The sequence below is a fragment of the Streptomyces sp. XY006 genome (assembly GCF_002237655.1).
Taxonomy (GTDB): Bacteria; Actinomycetota; Actinomycetes; order Streptomycetales; family Streptomycetaceae; genus Streptomyces; species Streptomyces levis.
Genome location: NZ_NOKT01000022.1, coordinates 138387 through 154962, shown reverse-complemented (window position 1 = coordinate 154962; position 16576 = coordinate 138387). Strand labels below are relative to the sequence as shown.

Annotated in this window: 15 protein-coding genes; 8 read left to right on the top strand and 7 right to left on the bottom strand. The window is 72.6% G+C overall.

The window, feature by feature from the left end:
* The 4 genes from CHR28_RS25245 to CHR28_RS25230 form a co-directional block, all read right to left on the bottom strand.
* A partial coding sequence (locus tag CHR28_RS25245) for a 2-oxoglutarate dehydrogenase E1 subunit family protein (protein ID WP_441351042.1) occupies positions 1-408 on the bottom strand: 408 nt, incomplete at its 3' end.
* A 281-nt stretch (positions 409-689) separates the two neighbouring features.
* Positions 690-1802, bottom strand: a complete 1113-nt coding sequence (locus CHR28_RS25240) for a HAMP domain-containing sensor histidine kinase (RefSeq protein WP_094055972.1) — start codon at positions 1800-1802, stop codon at positions 690-692.
* Complete coding sequence (locus CHR28_RS25235) at positions 1799-2539, bottom strand: response regulator transcription factor (protein ID WP_094055971.1); 741 nt, start codon at positions 2537-2539, stop codon at positions 1799-1801. The genes CHR28_RS25240 and CHR28_RS25235 overlap by 4 nt, the downstream gene beginning before the upstream one ends.
* 135 nt (positions 2540-2674) lie before the next feature.
* Positions 2675-3352, bottom strand: a complete 678-nt coding sequence (locus CHR28_RS25230) for a spermidine synthase (RefSeq protein WP_094055970.1) — start codon at positions 3350-3352, stop codon at positions 2675-2677.
* A 271-nt stretch (positions 3353-3623) separates the two neighbouring features.
* Between CHR28_RS25230 and CHR28_RS25225 the strand changes: the two genes are divergently transcribed.
* The gene (locus tag CHR28_RS25225; RefSeq protein ID WP_373453388.1) at positions 3624-4448 is read left to right on the top strand and encodes a rhomboid-like protein; all 825 of its coding nucleotides are present in this window, start codon (positions 3624-3626) and stop codon (positions 4446-4448) included.
* Between the two features lie 28 nt (positions 4449-4476).
* Here CHR28_RS25225 and CHR28_RS25220 read toward each other — a convergent pair whose 3' ends face one another.
* Positions 4477-5136 carry a GNAT family N-acetyltransferase gene (locus CHR28_RS25220; RefSeq protein ID WP_094055968.1) on the bottom strand — a complete coding sequence of 220 codons (660 nt, stop codon included), beginning with the start codon at positions 5134-5136 and terminating at the stop codon, positions 4477-4479.
* 174 nt (positions 5137-5310) lie between these two features.
* On the opposite strand from CHR28_RS25220, the gene lon reads away from it, so the two are divergent.
* Positions 5311-7746 carry an endopeptidase La gene (gene lon / locus CHR28_RS25215; RefSeq protein WP_094055967.1) on the top strand — a complete coding sequence of 812 codons (2436 nt, stop codon included), beginning with the start codon at positions 5311-5313 and terminating at the stop codon, positions 7744-7746.
* A 179-nt stretch (positions 7747-7925) separates the two neighbouring features.
* Positions 7926-8468: a MarR family winged helix-turn-helix transcriptional regulator gene (locus CHR28_RS25210; protein WP_373453386.1), complete on the top strand. Its 543-nt coding sequence runs from the start codon at positions 7926-7928 to the stop codon at positions 8466-8468.
* Between the two features lie 30 nt (positions 8469-8498).
* Here the strand turns inward: CHR28_RS25210 and CHR28_RS25205 are convergent, their stop codons facing one another.
* A complete protein-coding gene (locus CHR28_RS25205) occupies positions 8499-9284 on the bottom strand; it encodes a protein phosphatase 2C domain-containing protein (protein ID WP_094055966.1) in 786 nt (261 codons plus the stop codon).
* 356 nt (positions 9285-9640) lie between these two features.
* On the opposite strand from CHR28_RS25205, the gene CHR28_RS25200 reads away from it, so the two are divergent.
* Genes CHR28_RS25200 through CHR28_RS25180 form a run of 5 tightly spaced genes read left to right on the top strand, consistent with a single transcriptional unit; the run spans position 9641 to position 15327 of the window.
* A complete protein-coding gene (locus CHR28_RS25200) occupies positions 9641-12484 on the top strand; it encodes a sensor histidine kinase (RefSeq protein WP_373453385.1) in 2844 nt (947 codons plus the stop codon).
* Entirely contained in the window at positions 12481-13005 is a 525-nt protein-coding gene (locus tag CHR28_RS25195; RefSeq protein ID WP_094055965.1) for a roadblock/LC7 domain-containing protein, read from the top strand. The genes CHR28_RS25200 and CHR28_RS25195 overlap by 4 nt, the downstream gene beginning before the upstream one ends.
* Positions 13002-13424, top strand: coding sequence for a DUF742 domain-containing protein (locus tag CHR28_RS25190; RefSeq protein ID WP_094055964.1), 423 nt, complete (start codon positions 13002-13004; stop codon positions 13422-13424). The genes CHR28_RS25195 and CHR28_RS25190 overlap by 4 nt, the downstream gene beginning before the upstream one ends.
* Positions 13405-14052, top strand: a complete 648-nt coding sequence (locus tag CHR28_RS25185) for a GTP-binding protein (protein ID WP_094055963.1) — start codon at positions 13405-13407, stop codon at positions 14050-14052. Before CHR28_RS25190 ends, CHR28_RS25185 begins: the two co-directional genes overlap by 20 nt.
* 12 nt (positions 14053-14064) lie before the next feature.
* Positions 14065-15327, top strand: a complete 1263-nt coding sequence (locus CHR28_RS25180; protein ID WP_094055962.1) for a styrene monooxygenase/indole monooxygenase family protein — start codon at positions 14065-14067, stop codon at positions 15325-15327.
* Here the strand turns inward: CHR28_RS25180 and CHR28_RS25175 are convergent.
* Positions 15324-16478, bottom strand: coding sequence for a C40 family peptidase (locus CHR28_RS25175; protein ID WP_094055961.1), 1155 nt, complete (start codon positions 16476-16478; stop codon positions 15324-15326). The two genes, CHR28_RS25180 and CHR28_RS25175, sit on opposite strands and share 4 nt — an antisense overlap.
* Positions 16479-16576: the final 98 nt, after the last annotated feature.

Below are 16576 nucleotides of genomic sequence, written 5' to 3'. Positions count from 1 at the left end.
CTTCGCGGGGGCCGGGGCGGCCTTCGCGGGAGCGGCGGCCTGGGCCGGGGCCTGCGCGGCGGGCTTCGCCGGAGCCGGGGCCTGCGCCGGAGCCTGCGCGGCGGCGGGCTTCTCGGCCGCCGGGGCGGAGGCCTGGGCCGGTGTGGCCGGAGCGGCCGGCTGAGCGGTGGTGGTCCCCGCGGCCCCCGTGGCCGCGGTACCCGCCGGAGCCGAGGCGGCAGCGGCGCCCGGCTTGTAGTCGGCGAAGAAGTCCCACCAGGCTCGGTCTACCGAATTCGGGTCCTGGAGGTACTGCTGATAGATCTCGTCGACGAGCCACTCGTTGGCACCGAACGACGCAGCGGGGTTCTTGCCCGCTTGGTCGGTGTCGGTCGAGATGCTCGAGTTACTGGGGGACTGTGGCGACACGGCGGCAACCGCCCTCTTCCGCTTCACAAGATGATGGACAGCGGGAATCAAGGCTACGCCTCCCCGAGCGGGAAGGTCAGGCCGGGCCCGTTCAACGTCGCGCAAGTCACATCTTGAAGAGTGTTTCGGCGCTTGAAATGGCGGGAAACAAGCGTGGTTCCGCTTAAGCAGGGAAGGGGAGAGCGGGGCCTGACACGCCAGTGGCGCGGGCCTGTGCCTGATCACACGTGTCCGTCAGCGCGGATGCCCGTGGATCTTGTGGCTCCGCTTCGAACTTTACGTCAACTTGGCACAGATGGAAGTCCCGGAAGAGTGACAAGAATCCGGCAACCCCGCTCGGATTCGGCCACTCCGATGCGTCCGCCGTGCAGATCCACCGCCCAGCGGGCGATCGCCAGGCCGAGGCCCGTGCCGCCGTCGCTGCCCGGCCCCTGCGGCCGCTTGGCACTGCCCCGGTTGAACCGCTCGAAGACGCGGTGCCACTCGGACTTCGGGATCCCGGGACCCTCGTCCAGGACCTCCAGCTCCAGCGACTCCGGCAGCGCACCGCGCCGCGCCTTGACCGTCACCCGGCCGTGCGGCGGACTGTGCTTGACCGCGTTGTCGATGAGATTGGCCACGACCTGGTGGATGCGCTCCGGGTCGGCGTGCGCGGTCAACTCCGGCGGATGCACGTCGAGGTGCAGGTGCACGTCCGTACGGGTGTGACTGCCCGAGCCGGTGGCGATGCCCGCGCGCACCGAGGCGACCATGTTGGCCTCCTTCAGCACGCCCGACAGATACGGCCACACCTCGAACCGCCGCTTCTTCAGCGGCACGACGCCGTTGTCCAGGCGGGACAGGTCCAGCAGCGTCTCCACCAGCCGGCCGAGGCGCTCGGTCTGCTTCAGCGCCGTGCGCATCGTCTCCGGGTCGGCCTGGGTGACGCCGTCGACGATGTTCTCCAGCACCGCGCGCAGCCCGGCGATGGGCGTGCGCAGCTCGTGCGAGACGTTCGCCACCAGCTCCTTGCGCTGGCGGTCCTGGGCCTCCAGCTCGTCCGCCATGGCGTTGATCGTCACGGCCAGGTCGCCCAGCTCGTCACGGCGGTTCTCCCGCGTGCGGCGGGTGTAGTCGCCCTGCGAGATGGAGCGCGCCACCGCCGTCATCTCGTCCAGCGGCGCGGTGAGCGAATGGGCCACGAACTGCGTGATGAGCAGAGTGGCGATCATCGAGAAGACCGTGATGAAGCGCAGCTCCGTCTTCGTGTGCACCGCGATCACCGACAGACCCGTGGTGATCAGCACCGAGATGACGACCAGCGCCCCCAGCTTGGTCTTGATCGAGAACGGGCTCACCTTTCCCCAGGGTTCCGGCTCCCCGGGGTTTCTCCGTGCAGCCGGCCCGCCGCTCATGGCGTCGGGGTCTCCAGGGCGTAGCCCACGCCGTGCACGGTGCGGATCCGCTCGGCGCCGATCTTCCGGCGCAGCGCCTTGATGTGGCTGTCGACCGTGCGCGTGCCGGAGGCGTCCGCCCAGTCCCAGACCTCGGCGAGCAGCTGCTCGCGCGAGAGGACCGCGCGGGGGGTGTTGGCCAGGCACACCAGCAGGTCGAACTCGGTGGGCGTGAGGTGGACGTCCTCGCTGCGCACCCGGACCCGGCGCTGCGCGTGGTCGATCTCCAGTTCGCCCAGGCGCAGGATGCCGCTGCGCGGCGTTGTGGCGGCCAGCGCGGCGCGCTCCACGCGGCGCAACAGCACGTGCACGCGTGCCGCCAGCTCCCGCATCGAGAACGGCTTGGTCATGTAGTCGTCGGCGCCGACGCCGAGACCGACCAGCATGTCGGTCTCGTCGTCGCGCGCGGTGAGCATGAGGACCGGCACCGGGCGGGCGGCCTGCACACGACGGCAGACCTCCAGACCGTCGAAGCCGGGCAGCATGATGTCGAGGATCAACAGGTCCGGCTGCCACGCCTCGGCGGTGTCGACGGCGGCCGGACCGTCGCCCGCGGTTTGCACGAGGAATCCCTCGGCTCGCAGGCGGGTCGCGATGGCGTCGACGATCGTGGCGTCGTCCTCGACGACGAGCACCCGGCGCTGCGCGCCAGGAGTAGCCGTCGCCGAACCGTTGTGGGAGGTCTGTGTCTGCTCCATCGCCCGCCCCTGGGGTGTGCTTTCCGGAATCAGTGGGGTGATTCCTTCTGACTGGCCATGCCTGCGCATCGTTGCGATTGACGCTTGAATGATCGGCGTCAGAGGAGCAGCGTACGGGCAGGCAGCACGCCTTTGCTATCCAGGGCGGATGGCGAGGTGCACCACGTCGGGAACGCCCCGGGCAACCGGGATCTCTTCGGTACGCACCTGTTGGAACCCGGCATTCCACAAGGTTTCTTCGAATTCCGGAGACGGCTGGGCGGACCACACCGCGAGGACCCCGCCGGGTCTCAACACCCGTGCGCAGCCTGCCAGTCCGGCCTCGCCGTAGAGCTGTGCGTTGCCATCCGTCACGGTCCAGTCGGGGCCGTTGTCGATGTCCAGGCACAGGGCGTCGTACGTGTCGGATGTCTCATTGACGTAGGCGACGAGATCGGCTTCGACGACTTCCGTGCGGGGGTCGGCGAGGGCCTCGGCGGAGAGCGCGGAGAGCGGGCCGTCGCGGTGCCATTCGACGATCGCGTGCTCGCGTTCCACCACCGCGATCCGTCCCCAGCGGGGGTTCGCGGCGGCGTGTGCCAGGGAGAAGCCGACGCCGAGTCCGCCGATCAGCACGTCGGGGTGGTCCCGGCCGGGCAGGGCGTCCAGGGCCGCGTCGACCAGCCGCCGCTCCGAGCGGCCGTCGGAGGTGTCCATCAGGAAACAGCCGTTGGCGATGATCTCCAGCCGGTCACCGTGCCGCCGCAGCACGACCTCGCCGTGCGGGCCCTCGCGCCGGTCCAGGACGTCAGGCGTGTCGTATGAGGTGGGCATCGGCTCATCCTGGCAGGTGGAGGCCGGCCCGGGCGCGGGATTATCGGCAGGACGCAGCGGGAAGCCAGGAGGTCGCGGGGCACGGGCCCGCGGGGTGGCGCCCGTCACAGACAGGGCGGTGGGGGCGGGCGAAGGCTGGGACCGGACGGAAGGAGCGCCCTCTGTGGAAGGCACCACGCCGCCCGGTGAGCCGACCGGGCGCTCGTCAGCCGGCACGGCGCCCGCGTCGGCCGGCACGGCGCCCGCGTCGGCCGGCGAGACGGTCCTGCCTGTGCCGGTGGATGCGCCTGCGGCGGCTGGTGTGCGCGGTCCGACGGGTCGTGGCTCTGCCTGTCAGGCGTTGCCGCACGGTGTTCCCCTGTTGGACGGTGTGCCGAGGCAGCGTTGTCCTCGTGGGGGCGCTAGCCCGGGGCGGTGGGAAGCCGGGTCCCCGGCGGCGCACCGGCGACGGGGCCCGCGTCCCTGGCGGGTGCTGCCCACGCCCGCCGGTACGCCGTTCACCTTCGTCTATGCGGTGCTGCTCGGCGTCACCTCGCTGATCGGCGCGTACGTCGACCCCGCCGTGCTGCACGCCCTGCTCCAGGGGTCCAGTACGGACGTGGCGCATCTGGTGCGGTCGCCGGAGCTGGTGCTGGTCGGCAGCGCGCTGTGGGTCGCGGGCGGGGCGGCCTCGCCGTTCGCGGTCGGGTTCGTGCTGGTGCTGACCTCCCTGGAACGGCGGATCGGGGGCCTGCGCACGGCCGGGGTCTTCCTGCTCGGGCACGTCCTCGCCACCCTGGCGACCGAGGTCCCGGTGGGTCTCGCGGTACTGGCCGGGCACCTGCCCGACTCCTCCCTCCACCGCCTCGACTACGGCGTCAGCTTCGGCGTCGCGGCCGGCACCGGCGCCCTGGCCGGGCTGCTCAGGCCGTGGCTGCGCGTACCGCTGCTGGCCGCCTTCGGCGGGATGCTGCTGCGGGACCTGGCCGCCTTCACCGACCCGATGACGAACTGGGGGCATCTGATCGCCCTGGCCATCGGGATCGCGACCTGGCCGTTGGTCCGGCGGTGGCACACGCGCCGCGCGGTTCCGGCCGGGCGTGACGCTCCGGGGTGACGGGCCGGGCAGGGAAGGAAAGGTCAGGTCAGGCCCGTGCCGCCGTCGGCCGGTCGTGTCTGGCGCTGGTCAGCACCGCCGCCACCTCCCAGCCCAGCGACTCGTAGAGGCCCCGGCCCGCCGGGGTGCCGGCCAGGACGCCGGTCCGGGCTCCCTGCCGCGCGGCGGCGCACTGCAGGGTCCGCATGACGAGGCTGCCCAGCCCCTTGCGGCGGTGCTCCGGGGCCGTCTCGATCCGGTCGGCGACGGCGGTGTCGCCCGTGGGGGTGATCTGGCCGCGCGCCGCCAGGGAGCCGTCCGGGGCGGCCACCATCAGCTGGGTCACCGCGCCCCGTGACCAGGTGCGCAGCCGGAAGCCGTCGGGGAGGTCCGGGGCGTCGCCGGCCGCCAGCGGGACCGTCATGAGGTAGCCGGGTTCGGGGTCGATCCACCAGCTGTCGTCCAGCCAGCCCGCGACCTCCGCCGGATCGCGGAAGGCCTTCAGCCACACGCCGTCCCCGGTCACCGCGCCGGCCACCTTGCGGACGGTCGTCTCGTCCAGGTCCTCGCCCGTCGCGCCGAACACATGCCGGGTGACGTGCCCGTACAGCCCCATGTCGATCGTCCAGCCCCATGGCTCCGCCACGGGCGGAGCGGCTCCGCGCGAGACGACCCACCCGTCCACCCACGCCCGCACGGTCCCGTCCACGCCGCCCCCTGTAATCACCGTGTGCCCGCTTGGCCTATTACGCGAGCGACTCTACGCGGGCTCCCCGCGCGGGCGGCACGGGTGATCGCTGACAGCGAACACAGGTCGGGGAACAACCGGCCGTCCCCAAGCATTGAGTCGGCATAGCTCAACTTGACTGCCGAAGGGGAGATCATGGCTTCGACGTCCACACCGCTCACCCTGCCCGTGCTGCCGCTCGACGACGAGGTCGTGCTGCCCGGGATGGTGGTCCCGCTGGACCTGAGCGACTCCGAGGTGAGGGCCGCGGTGGAGGCCGCACAGGCCGCCGCTCGGACAACACCCGGAAAGCCCCGGGTACTCCTGGTGCCACGCATCGACGGGACGTACGCGAACACCGGCGTCCTCGGCACCGTCGAGCAGGTCGGCCGGCTGGCCGACGGCGACCCGGGCGCGCTGATCCGCGGCCGGGGGCGGGTGAGGATCGGTGCGGGGACCACGGGCCCCGGCGCGGCCCTGTGGGTCGAGGGCACCAGCGTCGACGAGACCGTGCCGGAGCCGCTGCCCGGCCAGGTCGCCGAACTGGTCAAGGAGTACAAGGCCCTCGCCACCGCCTGGCTGCGCAAGCGCGGAGCCTGGCAGGTCGTCGACCGGGTCCAGGCCATCGACGACGTCTCGGCGCTCGCCGACAACTCCGGCTACTCGCCGTTCCTGACCACCGACCAGAAGGTCGAACTGCTGGAGACCACCGACCCGGTGGCCCGGCTCAGGCTCGCCACGCAGCAGCTGCGCGACCACCTCGCCGAGCAGGACGTGGCCGAGACCATCGCCAAGGACGTCCAGGAGGGCGTCGACAAGCAGCAGCGTGAGTTCCTGCTGCGGCGTCAGCTGGAAGCCGTCCGCAAGGAGCTGCGCGAACTCAACGGCGAGCAGGAGGGCGAGGAGTCCGACGACTACCGCGCCCGCGTGGAGGCCGCCGACCTGCCCGAGAAGGTCCGCGAGGCCGCCCTGAAGGAGGTCGACAAGCTGGAGCGCTCCTCCGACCAGTCACCCGAGGGCTCGTGGATCCGCACCTGGCTCGACACGGTCCTGGAGATGCCGTGGAACAAGCGCACCGAGGACGCATACGACATCCAGGGCGCCAAGGGGGTCCTGGACGCCGAGCACGCCGGTCTGGAGGACGTCAAGGAGCGCATCACCGAGTACCTGGCGGTGCGCAAGCGGCGCAACGACCGGGGCCTGGGCGTGATCGGCGGGCGGCGCGGCGGTGCCGTGCTCGCGCTGGTCGGGCCGCCCGGCGTCGGCAAGACCTCCCTCGGCGAGTCCGTCGCCCACGCGATGGGCCGCAAGTTCGTCCGCGTCGCCCTCGGCGGTGTGCGCGACGAGGCCGAGATCCGCGGTCACCGGCGCACCTACGTCGGAGCGCTGCCCGGCCGGATCGTCCGCGCCATCAAGGAGGCCGGCTCGATGAACCCGGTCGTGCTCCTCGACGAGATCGACAAGGTCGGCTCGGACTTCCGGGGCGACCCGGCCGCCGCCCTCCTCGAAGTGCTCGACCCGGCGCAGAACCACACCTTCCGCGACCACTACCTGGAGGTCGAGCTCGACCTCTCCGACGTCGTCTTCCTCGCCACCGCCAACGTCCTGGAGGCGATCCCGGAGGCCCTGGCCGACCGGATGGAGATCGTCCGCCTCGACGGCTACACGGAGGACGAGAAGGTCGTCATCGCCCGCGACCACCTGCTTCCGCGCCAGCTGGAGCGGGCCGGGCTCGACAAGGACGAGGTCACCCTCGACGAGGGCGCGCTGCGCAAGCTCGCCGGCGAGTACACGCGCGAGGCGGGCGTGCGCACCCTGGAGCGGTCGATCGCACGACTGCTGCGCAAGGTCGCGGCCCAGCACGAACTGGGCGAGCGGGAGCTGCCCTTCACCGTCACCGACGCCCACCTGCGGGACCTGATCGGCCGGCCGCACCACGTGCCCGAGTCCGCCCAGGACCCGGCCGAGCGCCGGACGTCCGTGCCGGGCGTGGCCACCGGGCTCGCGGTGACCGGAGCGGGCGGTGACGTGCTCTACGTCGAGGCCTCGCTGGCCGACCCGGAGACGGGCGCGGCCGGGCTGACCCTGACCGGTCAGCTGGGCGACGTGATGAAGGAGTCCGCGCAGATCGCGCTGAGCTTCCTGCGCTCCCACGGCGCCGAGCTCGAACTGCCGGTGGGCGACCTGAAGGACCGGGGCGTGCACATCCACTTCCCGGCGGGCGCGGTCCCCAAGGACGGCCCGAGCGCCGGCATCACGATGACCACGGCCCTGGCGTCCCTGCTGTCCGGCCGGCTGGTCCGCACGGACGTGGCGATGACCGGCGAGGTCTCGCTGACCGGGCGGGTGCTGCCGATCGGCGGTGTGAAGCAGAAGCTGCTCGCGGCGCACCGGGCGGGGGTCACCACCGTGATCATCCCCAAGCGCAACGAGCCCGACCTGGACGACGTCCCGGCGGAGGTGCTGGACAAGCTCGACGTCCACGCCGTCACCGACGTCCGCCAGGTGCTGGAGCTGGCGCTCGCGCCCGCGACGAACGGCGCGGCGCCGGAGGTTCCGGTCGCGGCGGTGGGGGCACCTCCCAGGCTTTAGGCACTGGGGGAGGACGCGGCCGGTAGGGGAGGCCCGGGTTCTCGTGAGGGAGGCCCGGGCCTTCACCGTGTGGGGGGCTTGTGGACACGGATGCCCTGACCTGGGAATACTTGCCGGGCTGCGGCGCCGACGGCGACCGGAGGACAATCTCAGTAGCGACGACCTAGGCAGGGACTGACGTGCACGAGGGCGGCAACGACGACGGACACCGGGCCGGACCGGATGAGTCCGCGGATGCCGGTGCGGCCGCGACCGGTACGGCCGGAGACGGTACGGCCGGCAGCGGTGTGGACCGGCCCGCCTTCCTCGCGCTGGAGCGGGAACTGACCGTCCTGCTGCGCCGGGCCCGGGCCAGCCAGGGCGAGATGGCCCGCGAGGTCCACCCGGACCTGGAGTCGTCCGCGTACGGGCTGCTCGTCCGGCTGGACGAGTGCGGCAAGCAGCGGGCCACCGAGCTCGCCGCCTACATCGGCGTCGGCAAGGCCACGATGTCCCGCCAGCTGCGCGCCCTGGAGGAGCTCGGCCTGGTCGCCCGCGAGCCCGACCCCGCCGACGGCCGGGCCTGGCTGGTCGCCCTCACCCAGGAGGGCCACGACCGCGTCCGCCGGGTCCGCGAGGCCCGCCGCGCCCGCTACGCCGGCCGCCTGGCCGACTGGGAGACGAACGAGGTCACGGAACTGGCCCGGCTGCTGCACCAGCTCAACCGCGGCATGGAGAAGTAGCACCCCGTCCGGGTGGTCCGGGCCGGGTCCTCAGAACTCGACGTACACGACCGTCGCGTCGTCGTGCCGCTTGCCGCGGCCGGGGAACGTCGCGGGGGACTCGGCCCGTTCCAGCGTCCGGACCCGGTCCACCAGCGCCTGCGGCCCCTCCTTGCGCACGAGGTGGAAGCAGTCCGTCCAGTCGCCCTCCCCGAACCTCTCCACCCAGCGGGTCGCCCCGTCCGTCAGGGCGGCCAGGGCGCGCACCTCGCGGCGGGGCAGGGTCCCGGTCACGGCCAGCCGCGCCACCGAGGGATCGGCCGCCGCCGTGAAGAAGCCGCCCTCCTTGTTCCGCAGCGTCGCGTCCACCACCGCGTCCGTGGCCAGTGCCGAGCGGGGCAGCAGGGCCAGCCGGTCGTCCAGGACGGGCGTCACCGCGCCGTCCGGGGACTCCAGCAGCAGGGCCGAGTCCGACAGGACGAGGTACTCCACGCTGTCCGGATTCCACCGGGCCACGACCACCGTGGCCTGAGGGGTGCGGGGGTGAGAAAGGTCACAGGTTGAAGCGTGTGCGCCGGCGGTACGGGCGATGGCGCGGGACAAGGCTTCGACCAGGGGAACATCCGGGAGTGAAACGGTCAGTTCGGTCAGTGCGCCGCCGAGGCGCGCGGTGAACCAGGGGACGGAATGCAGACACCCCGTCCCGGTCCTCGGCGGCGTCACACCGTCCAGGACGACGAGTGAACCGCCCTGTCCTGAAGCCGGTAGCCCGACACCGGCGAAGTCCTCGTTGGGGCGGTCGGCGTCTCCCGGCTCCGAGGCGAGTTCAGTACGCATCCAGCCAGTCTGCACGAGGCCTTCACAAGGTCCGCAAAAGGTCGGCAATGGTTGCCGTACCGGCGCACCCGCGCAGGTCAGGCGCCTGGTTTGGGCTGGAATGATTTGTTCCGGGAAGGCGCGGTGGCGAATACTGCCACCGCCCGCTCCCGGCGTCCAACCGGCGTGCCGCGCACGGCCGCTGCAAGAGCCGGCGGAACTTGCCCCTCAACTCCCCTCCGAGGTTCACTCCTTCGGGTGGCGGGTCAGGTGATGCGCGTGCGCTGCCCACCGGCGCTGGGAGGGTCGGGAAGTGTACCGGGAGTACGCACCAGTTGACGGAGCGTCATCCGGGCCCAAGGGTTCACGAGTCAGGAATGCGAGCACCGGTGCAGAAGACGCGGCCTCGTCGCACAGGCAAGCAGACGGCCCCCGTTCAGGGCGCTGAGCCGACGCCCCCCACCGGCAAGGGCCGCCCCACACACGTCCGCAACCGGCTCATCGTGGCCGTGGCCGTGGTCGCCGCGGCGATCGCCGGGGCCGGCACCCCGTCGGTGCTGGCCGCCTCCGCGGAACTCCACGACTCCCAGGAGCTGGTGACGCTCGCGGGGCAGACGCAGGACGCCCTCGCCCTCGCGCACTCCCTCGCCGACGAGCGCGACGACGTCACCGCCTACATCGCGGCCGGCCGTCCCAAGTCCAAGGCGCCCGCCGAGCAGCACAGCGAACGCGTCGACCGGCAGGTCGAGGAGCTGCGCGCCGACACCGACACGCCAGCCGCGCTCCGTTCGAGCCTGGACGGCATAGCGGCCGTCCGGCGGGCGGCACTCACCGGCAAGAGCAGCGCCCTCCAGGCGCACCAGGCGTACTCCGCCGCCATCACCGAACTCCACCGGCTCGCCGAGCAGCTGGCCCAGCAGACGCCGCCCCGCGCCGGCTCCGGGGGCCACGCGCTGGCCGAGCTGGACTCCGCCGTCCAGCAGGCCGCCGCGGCCCGGGGACTGCTGCTCGCCGCGCTCAGCGTGCCGCGCGCCACCCAGACGGTCATCGACCCCGTCACCGGCCTGCCGACCGAGACCAGCACGTCCTCCGGGGCCGACGCCCGGCAGCGCGACGCCCTGAGCGCCGCCGCCCAGCAGGCCCGGCTGCGCTCCGACGCGGCCCTGGCCGACTTCCGCGCCACCGCCCCCAAGGCCGCCCGCACCTCGTTCGACAACACGGTCACCGGCACCGAGGTCAACTCCGCCGAGAAGTACCTCGCCACCCTCACCGACCAGCCCTCGCTCTCCGGCGGCGAGCTGTCGACCGGCACCAAGCGGCTGGACGCGGCCCTGTCCGCCCGGGTCGACCTGATGCGCGGCGTCGAGTCCGCCCTGTACGACCGGCGCACCAAGGACCTGGAGGCCCTGCGCGACGACGACGTCACCGCGCTGGAGATCCGCATCGCCGTCCTGGGCGCCCTGATGCTGCTCGCCGTCGGTGTCGCCACGGGCATGGCCCGCAGCCTCACCCGCCCGCTCGCCGTCCTGCGCCTGGGCTCCAAGCGCCTCGCCGAGGCCGAGGACCCGGCGGCCGAGGAGCCGGTGAAGTTCACCGGCCGCAACGACGAGTTCGCGCAGGTCGTGCGCTCGGTGAACGCCCTGCACGCGCACGCGGCCGCTCTCACGGAGCGGATCACCACGCTGGAGTCCGACCGCAAGCACCTCGTCGGCCAGCGCCAGAAGATGGCCGACGCGCGCGAGGAACTGCGCGGTGAACTCGCCGAGTCCGCCGCCCAGCTGGAGCGGCTGCGCACGGCCATCGGCGGCACGTTCGTCAACCTCGCCCTGCGCACCCTCGGCCTGGTCGAGCGGCAGCTGGCCGTCATCGAGAACCTGGAGGAGCGCGAGCAGGACCCGGAGCGGCTCTCCACGCTGTTCAAGCTCGACCACTTCGCGACGGTCATGCGCCGGCACAGCGAGAACCTCCTGGTCCTCGCCGGCACCGAGCACGTCCAGCACGCCGCCGGGCCCGTGCCGCTGGTGGACGTCGTGCGCGCCGCGGTCAGCGAGATCGAGCGGTACGAGCGGGTCCGGATCGCCGCGCTGCCGCCGCACGCGCACATCGCCGGGTTCGCCGCCGACGACCTCTCGCACCTGCTGGCCGAACTCCTGGAGAACGCCACCTCGTTCTCCCCGCCCGACCTGCCCGTCGAGATCTCCGGCTGGCTGCTGGAGAACGGCGAGGTCATGCTCTCCGTCCAGGACGAGGGCATCGGGATGACCGACGACCGGCTGGAGCGCCTGAACTCCCGCCTGTCCGACTTCGACCCGGAGGCGCCCTACGACCAGGAGGGCGAGGACGGCCTGGGCCTCGGCCTGTACGTCGTCGCCCGCCTCGCGCACCGCCACGGCGTGCGCGTGCAGCTGCGCGAGCAGAAGCAGGGCGGGGTCGCGGCGGTCGTCGTCCTGCCCCGGACCCTGCTGGCGGCGGCCCCGGCCGCGGCCGTCCCGGCCTCCGGACCGCTCGCCGGCACCACCCACTCCTTCTCCCTGCCCGGCGCCGACGCGGAGGCCAACTCCAACGTCCTGCACGGCCGCACGAGCGGTGACCCGCTCGTGGCCCTCGCGGAGAAGGCCGTACGGCGGGAGGAGGCCGGCCGCGGCGCGACCGCGGCCGGGCACCCGGAACCGCCGGAGCACCCGGACCCCGCCACGCACCCGGAACCGGCCGAGGCGGCGGACGCGACCGCCCCGGCGCAGGAGGGGACGGCACCCGCCGAGACCCCTGCCGAGACCACCATGGAACTGCTCGCCCCGATCCCGCAGGAGGATCCGGAGCCGACGCGGCACGACAGCGCGGCCGACGACGGGGAAACCGCCCCGCCCGGACCGGCCCCGCACGCTCACGCGACCCGCACGGGGGGTGCGGGCGAGAGCGGACACGCCCAGGCGCAGGCCGACGCCGAACACGAACGCGTCACCGACAAGGGCCTGCCCAAGCGCACACCCAAGATCACCGCCCCGGCCACCGCCCCGCGCCAGCGCGGCGGTTCGGTCGACGCCGAAGCCCTGCGCCGCCGCCTCGGCGGCTTCCGCCAGGGCGCTCAGGCCGGCCACCGCGAGGTGGAGGCGGAGATCGCCGAGAAGACGGCCTCGCACCGACGGCCGGCCACCGGCACATCTGGACCAGCTGATTCCGAAGAAGCCACGGGGGGCACAGTCGAGGAGGCAAGCAGTTGACCGCGCCCAGTACCTTCGGACTGATCGGACTGAGCAGTGAGGCCCGCAACCTGCACTGGCTGCTGACCAACCTCGTCGAGGAGGTACCCGGCATCCTCTCGGTCGCGGTCGTCTCCTCCGACGGGCTGCTCCTGCTGTCCTCCGACGCGGACCGCAACAAGGAAGCCCGGGAGGCGCTGCAGTCCCACGGCGCCCGGCCCAGCGGCCCGCGCGGCTCCGCCGCCGACCTCGCCACCATCGTCTCCGGCATCGGCAGCCTGACCATCGGTGCCGCCAAGCTGATGGACTTCGGCGGGGTCAAGCACACCATGATCGCCATGGAGGAGGGCAGCCTGTTCGTGATGTCGATCAGCGACGGCTCGCTGCTCGGCGTGCACGGCTCGGCGGACTGCGACATGAGCGTGGTGGCCTACCACATGGCCCTGTTCGTCGGCCGGGCCGGCCACGTCCTGACGCCCGAACTCCGCAGCGAACTCCGCAAATCCCTGGAGGAGTCCCAGACGACGGGGAGTGCCCGATGAGCAGTGGTCCCAAGCAGCATCTCCCGGTCCGCGGCGGAGACCGCAAACCCGCCCGGGTCCGCCCCTACTCGCTCACCGGCGGCCGGACGCGCTTCGGCCACGTCCTCCTCGTGGAGACGTTCGTGGCCAGCACGGCCGCGCTGGACGCCCCGGAGGAACGCAAGGAACTGACGAACGGTTCGCTGTCCACCCGGGTCATGCCGGAGCTGCGGGCCATCGTCGAACTGTGCCGCCGGATGCGTACGGTGGCCGAGATCGCCGCGCTGCTGAAGATGCCGCTCGGCGTGGTCCGCGTGCTCCTCAGCGACCTCGCGGACCAGGGAAAGATCCGTGTGTACGGAACGGGGACCGGCCACGGCACGGGCCGCCCGGACCGCGCTCTGCTGGAAAGGGTGCTGAGTGGACTCCGTCGTCTCTGACGCCGCTCACGGCGTCGCTGCTTCCTCCCCGCTCGCCCGGCCCGACGCCGGCATGCACGCCTGGGAGACGGACCGCACCCGGGCCCCCATAGCCACGAAGATCGTGGTGGCGGGCGGCTTCGGCGTGGGCAAGACCACGCTGGTCACCTCCGCCTCGGAGATCACGCCCCTGCAGACCGAGGCGCTGATGACCGAGGCGAGCGAGGCCACCGACGACCTCACCGCCACACCGGGCAAGACCTCCACCACCGTCGCCATGGACTTCGGGCGCATCACGCTCGACGACGACCTGGTGCTCTACCTGTTCGGCACGCCGGGCCAGCAGCGGTTCTGGTTCATGTGGGACGACATCGTGCGCGGCGCGATCGGTGCCGTCGTGCTGGCCGACACCCGGCGGCTGAAGGACTGCTTCCCCGTCCTGGACTACTTCGAGAGCTCCGGGCTGCCGTACGTGGTCGCGGTCAACCACTTCGACGGCGCCGAGCTGTTCGAGCCGGAGGATGTGCGGGAGGCCTTGACCATCCCGCAACACATACCTGTCATGATCATGGACGCGCGTCGCCGGATCTCCGTGATCGAGACCCTCCTGGCCCTCGTCGGCCACGCGCTGGACGAAACCCCCGAGTAGAGGACAGCCCGCATGCGGAAGATACTCGTCGTCGGAGCCGGCCAGTCCGGTCTCCAGATCGCTCTCGGCCTCCAGTCGCAGGGGTACGAGGTCACCCTGATGTCGAACCGGACCGCGGACGAGATCCGCACCGGCCGGGTCATGTCGACGCAGTGCATGTTCCACACGGCCCTGCAGCACGAGCGGGACCTCCAGCTGAACTTCTGGGAGTCCCAGGCCCCGAAGATCGAAGGACTCGGCGTCTCGGTCGCCGCCCCCGGCTCCTGGGCCGAGGGCCCCTCCGCGCGGGCCATCGACTGGCTCGGCCGCCTCGACGGGTTCGCCCAGTCCATCGACCAGCGCGTGAAGATGGCCGGCTGGATGGAGACCTTCGCCCAGCGCGGCGGCCAGCTCGTCATCCACGGCGCGGCCGTCGGTGACCTCGACTACTTCTCCCGCACCTACGACCTGGTGCTGGTCGCCGCCGGCAAGGGCGAACTGGTGCAGATGTTCGGCCGCGACGCCGAACGCTCCCCGTACAGCGAGCCGCAGCGCGCGCTGGCCGTCGCGTACGTCCACGGCCTCGGCCCGCGCCCCGAGCACCCGGACACCGAGGCGGTCCGCTGCAACCTCGTGCCGGGCGTCGGCGAGCTGTTCGTCATGCCCTGCCTGACCACCTCCGGCCGGGCCGACATCCTCTTCTGGGAGGGCATACCCGGCGGCCCGCTCGACGTCTTCGCCGGCGTCAAGGACCCCGCGGAGCACCTCTCCCTGACCCTGGAACTCATGGAGCGGTACGTCCCCTGGGAGTACGCGCGGGCCACCAAGGTCGAACTGACCGACGCCGGCGGCACGCTGGCCGGGCGCTACGCCCCCACCGTCCGCAACCCCATCGGCCGGCTCCCGAGCGGCGGCCTGGTGCTCGGCGTCGCCGACGTGGTCGTGGCGAACGACCCGATCACCGGGCAGGGCTCCAACTCGGCGTCCAAGTGCGCCGCCGCCTACCTCGCCTCGATCGTCGAGCACGGCGACAAGCCGTTCGACGAGGAGTGGATGCGGGCCACCTTCGACCGCTACTGGGCCACCGCCCAGCACGTCACGAAGTGGACCAACGCGATGCTCGCGCCGCCGCCCGAGCACATCCTGAACCTCATCGGCGCCGCCGGGGAGATCCAGCCGGTCGCCGACCGCTTCGCCAACGGCTTCGACAACCCGGCCGACTTCGAGAACTTCTTCTACGACCCGGAGAAGGCCCAGGCCTACCTGGTCGAGGCGTCGGGCGCGGGCGCGGCCTAGTCCTCGTCGCCCGTGTGGCCCTCGTAGCCCTCGTCCGACCCGTCCGTCGCGCCCTCGGGGAGCTCCGGCGGCTCGTACCGCCGCAGGGGCTTCCCGTCCGGGTCCGGGCGGACGGCGCCCAGGACGGGGTTGGCCGCGATCGGTGACACCTTCACCTTCGCACCCGGGCGGGGAGCCTGGACGACCCTGCCGTCGCCGAGGTACAGCGCCACGTGCGTGGCCTCCTCGAAGTACACGACCAGGTCGCCCGGGCGCAGCTCGTCCAGCTCGATCCGCTCCAGCCGCTTCCACTGCTCCTGGCTGGTGCGCGGGATGGGCGTGCCGGCCGCGGCCCAGGCCTGCGAGGTCAGGCCCGAGCAGTCGAACGACCCCGGGCCCTCCGCGCCCCACTCGTACGGCTTGCCGAGCTGCCGTACGGCGTAGCGCACGGCCCGGCCGCCCGCCGCCGTCGGCCTGCGGACGGAAGCGGCGCTGCCGCCGGCGCCGAGCGCGCCGGAGGCCAGGAACCGCTTCTGCGCCTTCGCCACGCCGTCCTGCTCCAGCTCGGCGACGGCGTCGAGCTGGTCGTCGTCGAGGGAGGCGAGCAGTTCCTCGACCTCGTGCAGCCGCCCGCGCACCGTGTCGCGTTCCTTCTTGCGCCGCTCGGCGAGGGCGAGCTGCTGGTCGAGTGCCATGCGGGCCTTGCGGGCGAGGTCCCGGGCCTTGCGTTCGCTGCCGGTCAGCCGGCCGACCGTGCCGGCCCGCTCCCGCGCGATCCGGCCGATCACCCGGCCCTGGTCCACCGCGTGCTCCGGATCGCGGGCCAGCAGCAGCCGGACGTACGGGGAGATGCCGCTGCTGCTCTGGTACTGCTGCCGGGCCAGGCGGCCGGCCGCGCCCCGGCTGTCGTGCAGGGAGAGCCGGGCCCGGGCGAGGGCGCGCTCCAGCCGGTCGGTCTCGGCGCGCTGCCGCGTCAGCTTCTCCTCGGTGGCGTTGTACGCCTCGGTGGCCTGCTCGGCCTGGCGGTACAGGCGCTGAAGGTCGGTCAGGAGGCGGGCGACGGAGGGCTGTTCCGCGTCCGGCTCCGGAGCGGCCGCGGCGGGTACGGGTGCGAGGGCCGTTCCGGCTGCCGTCGCCGCGACGCAGACCAGACGCAGCAGGATTCCTGACATGTCGTCACCTCCGGTGCGGGGGCGGCCCTGTGCCGCCGGACACCGTGAGGATCGGGCGCGTGCGCGGGGTGCGCGCGGTGAGTGTGCGCGGTTCGGCG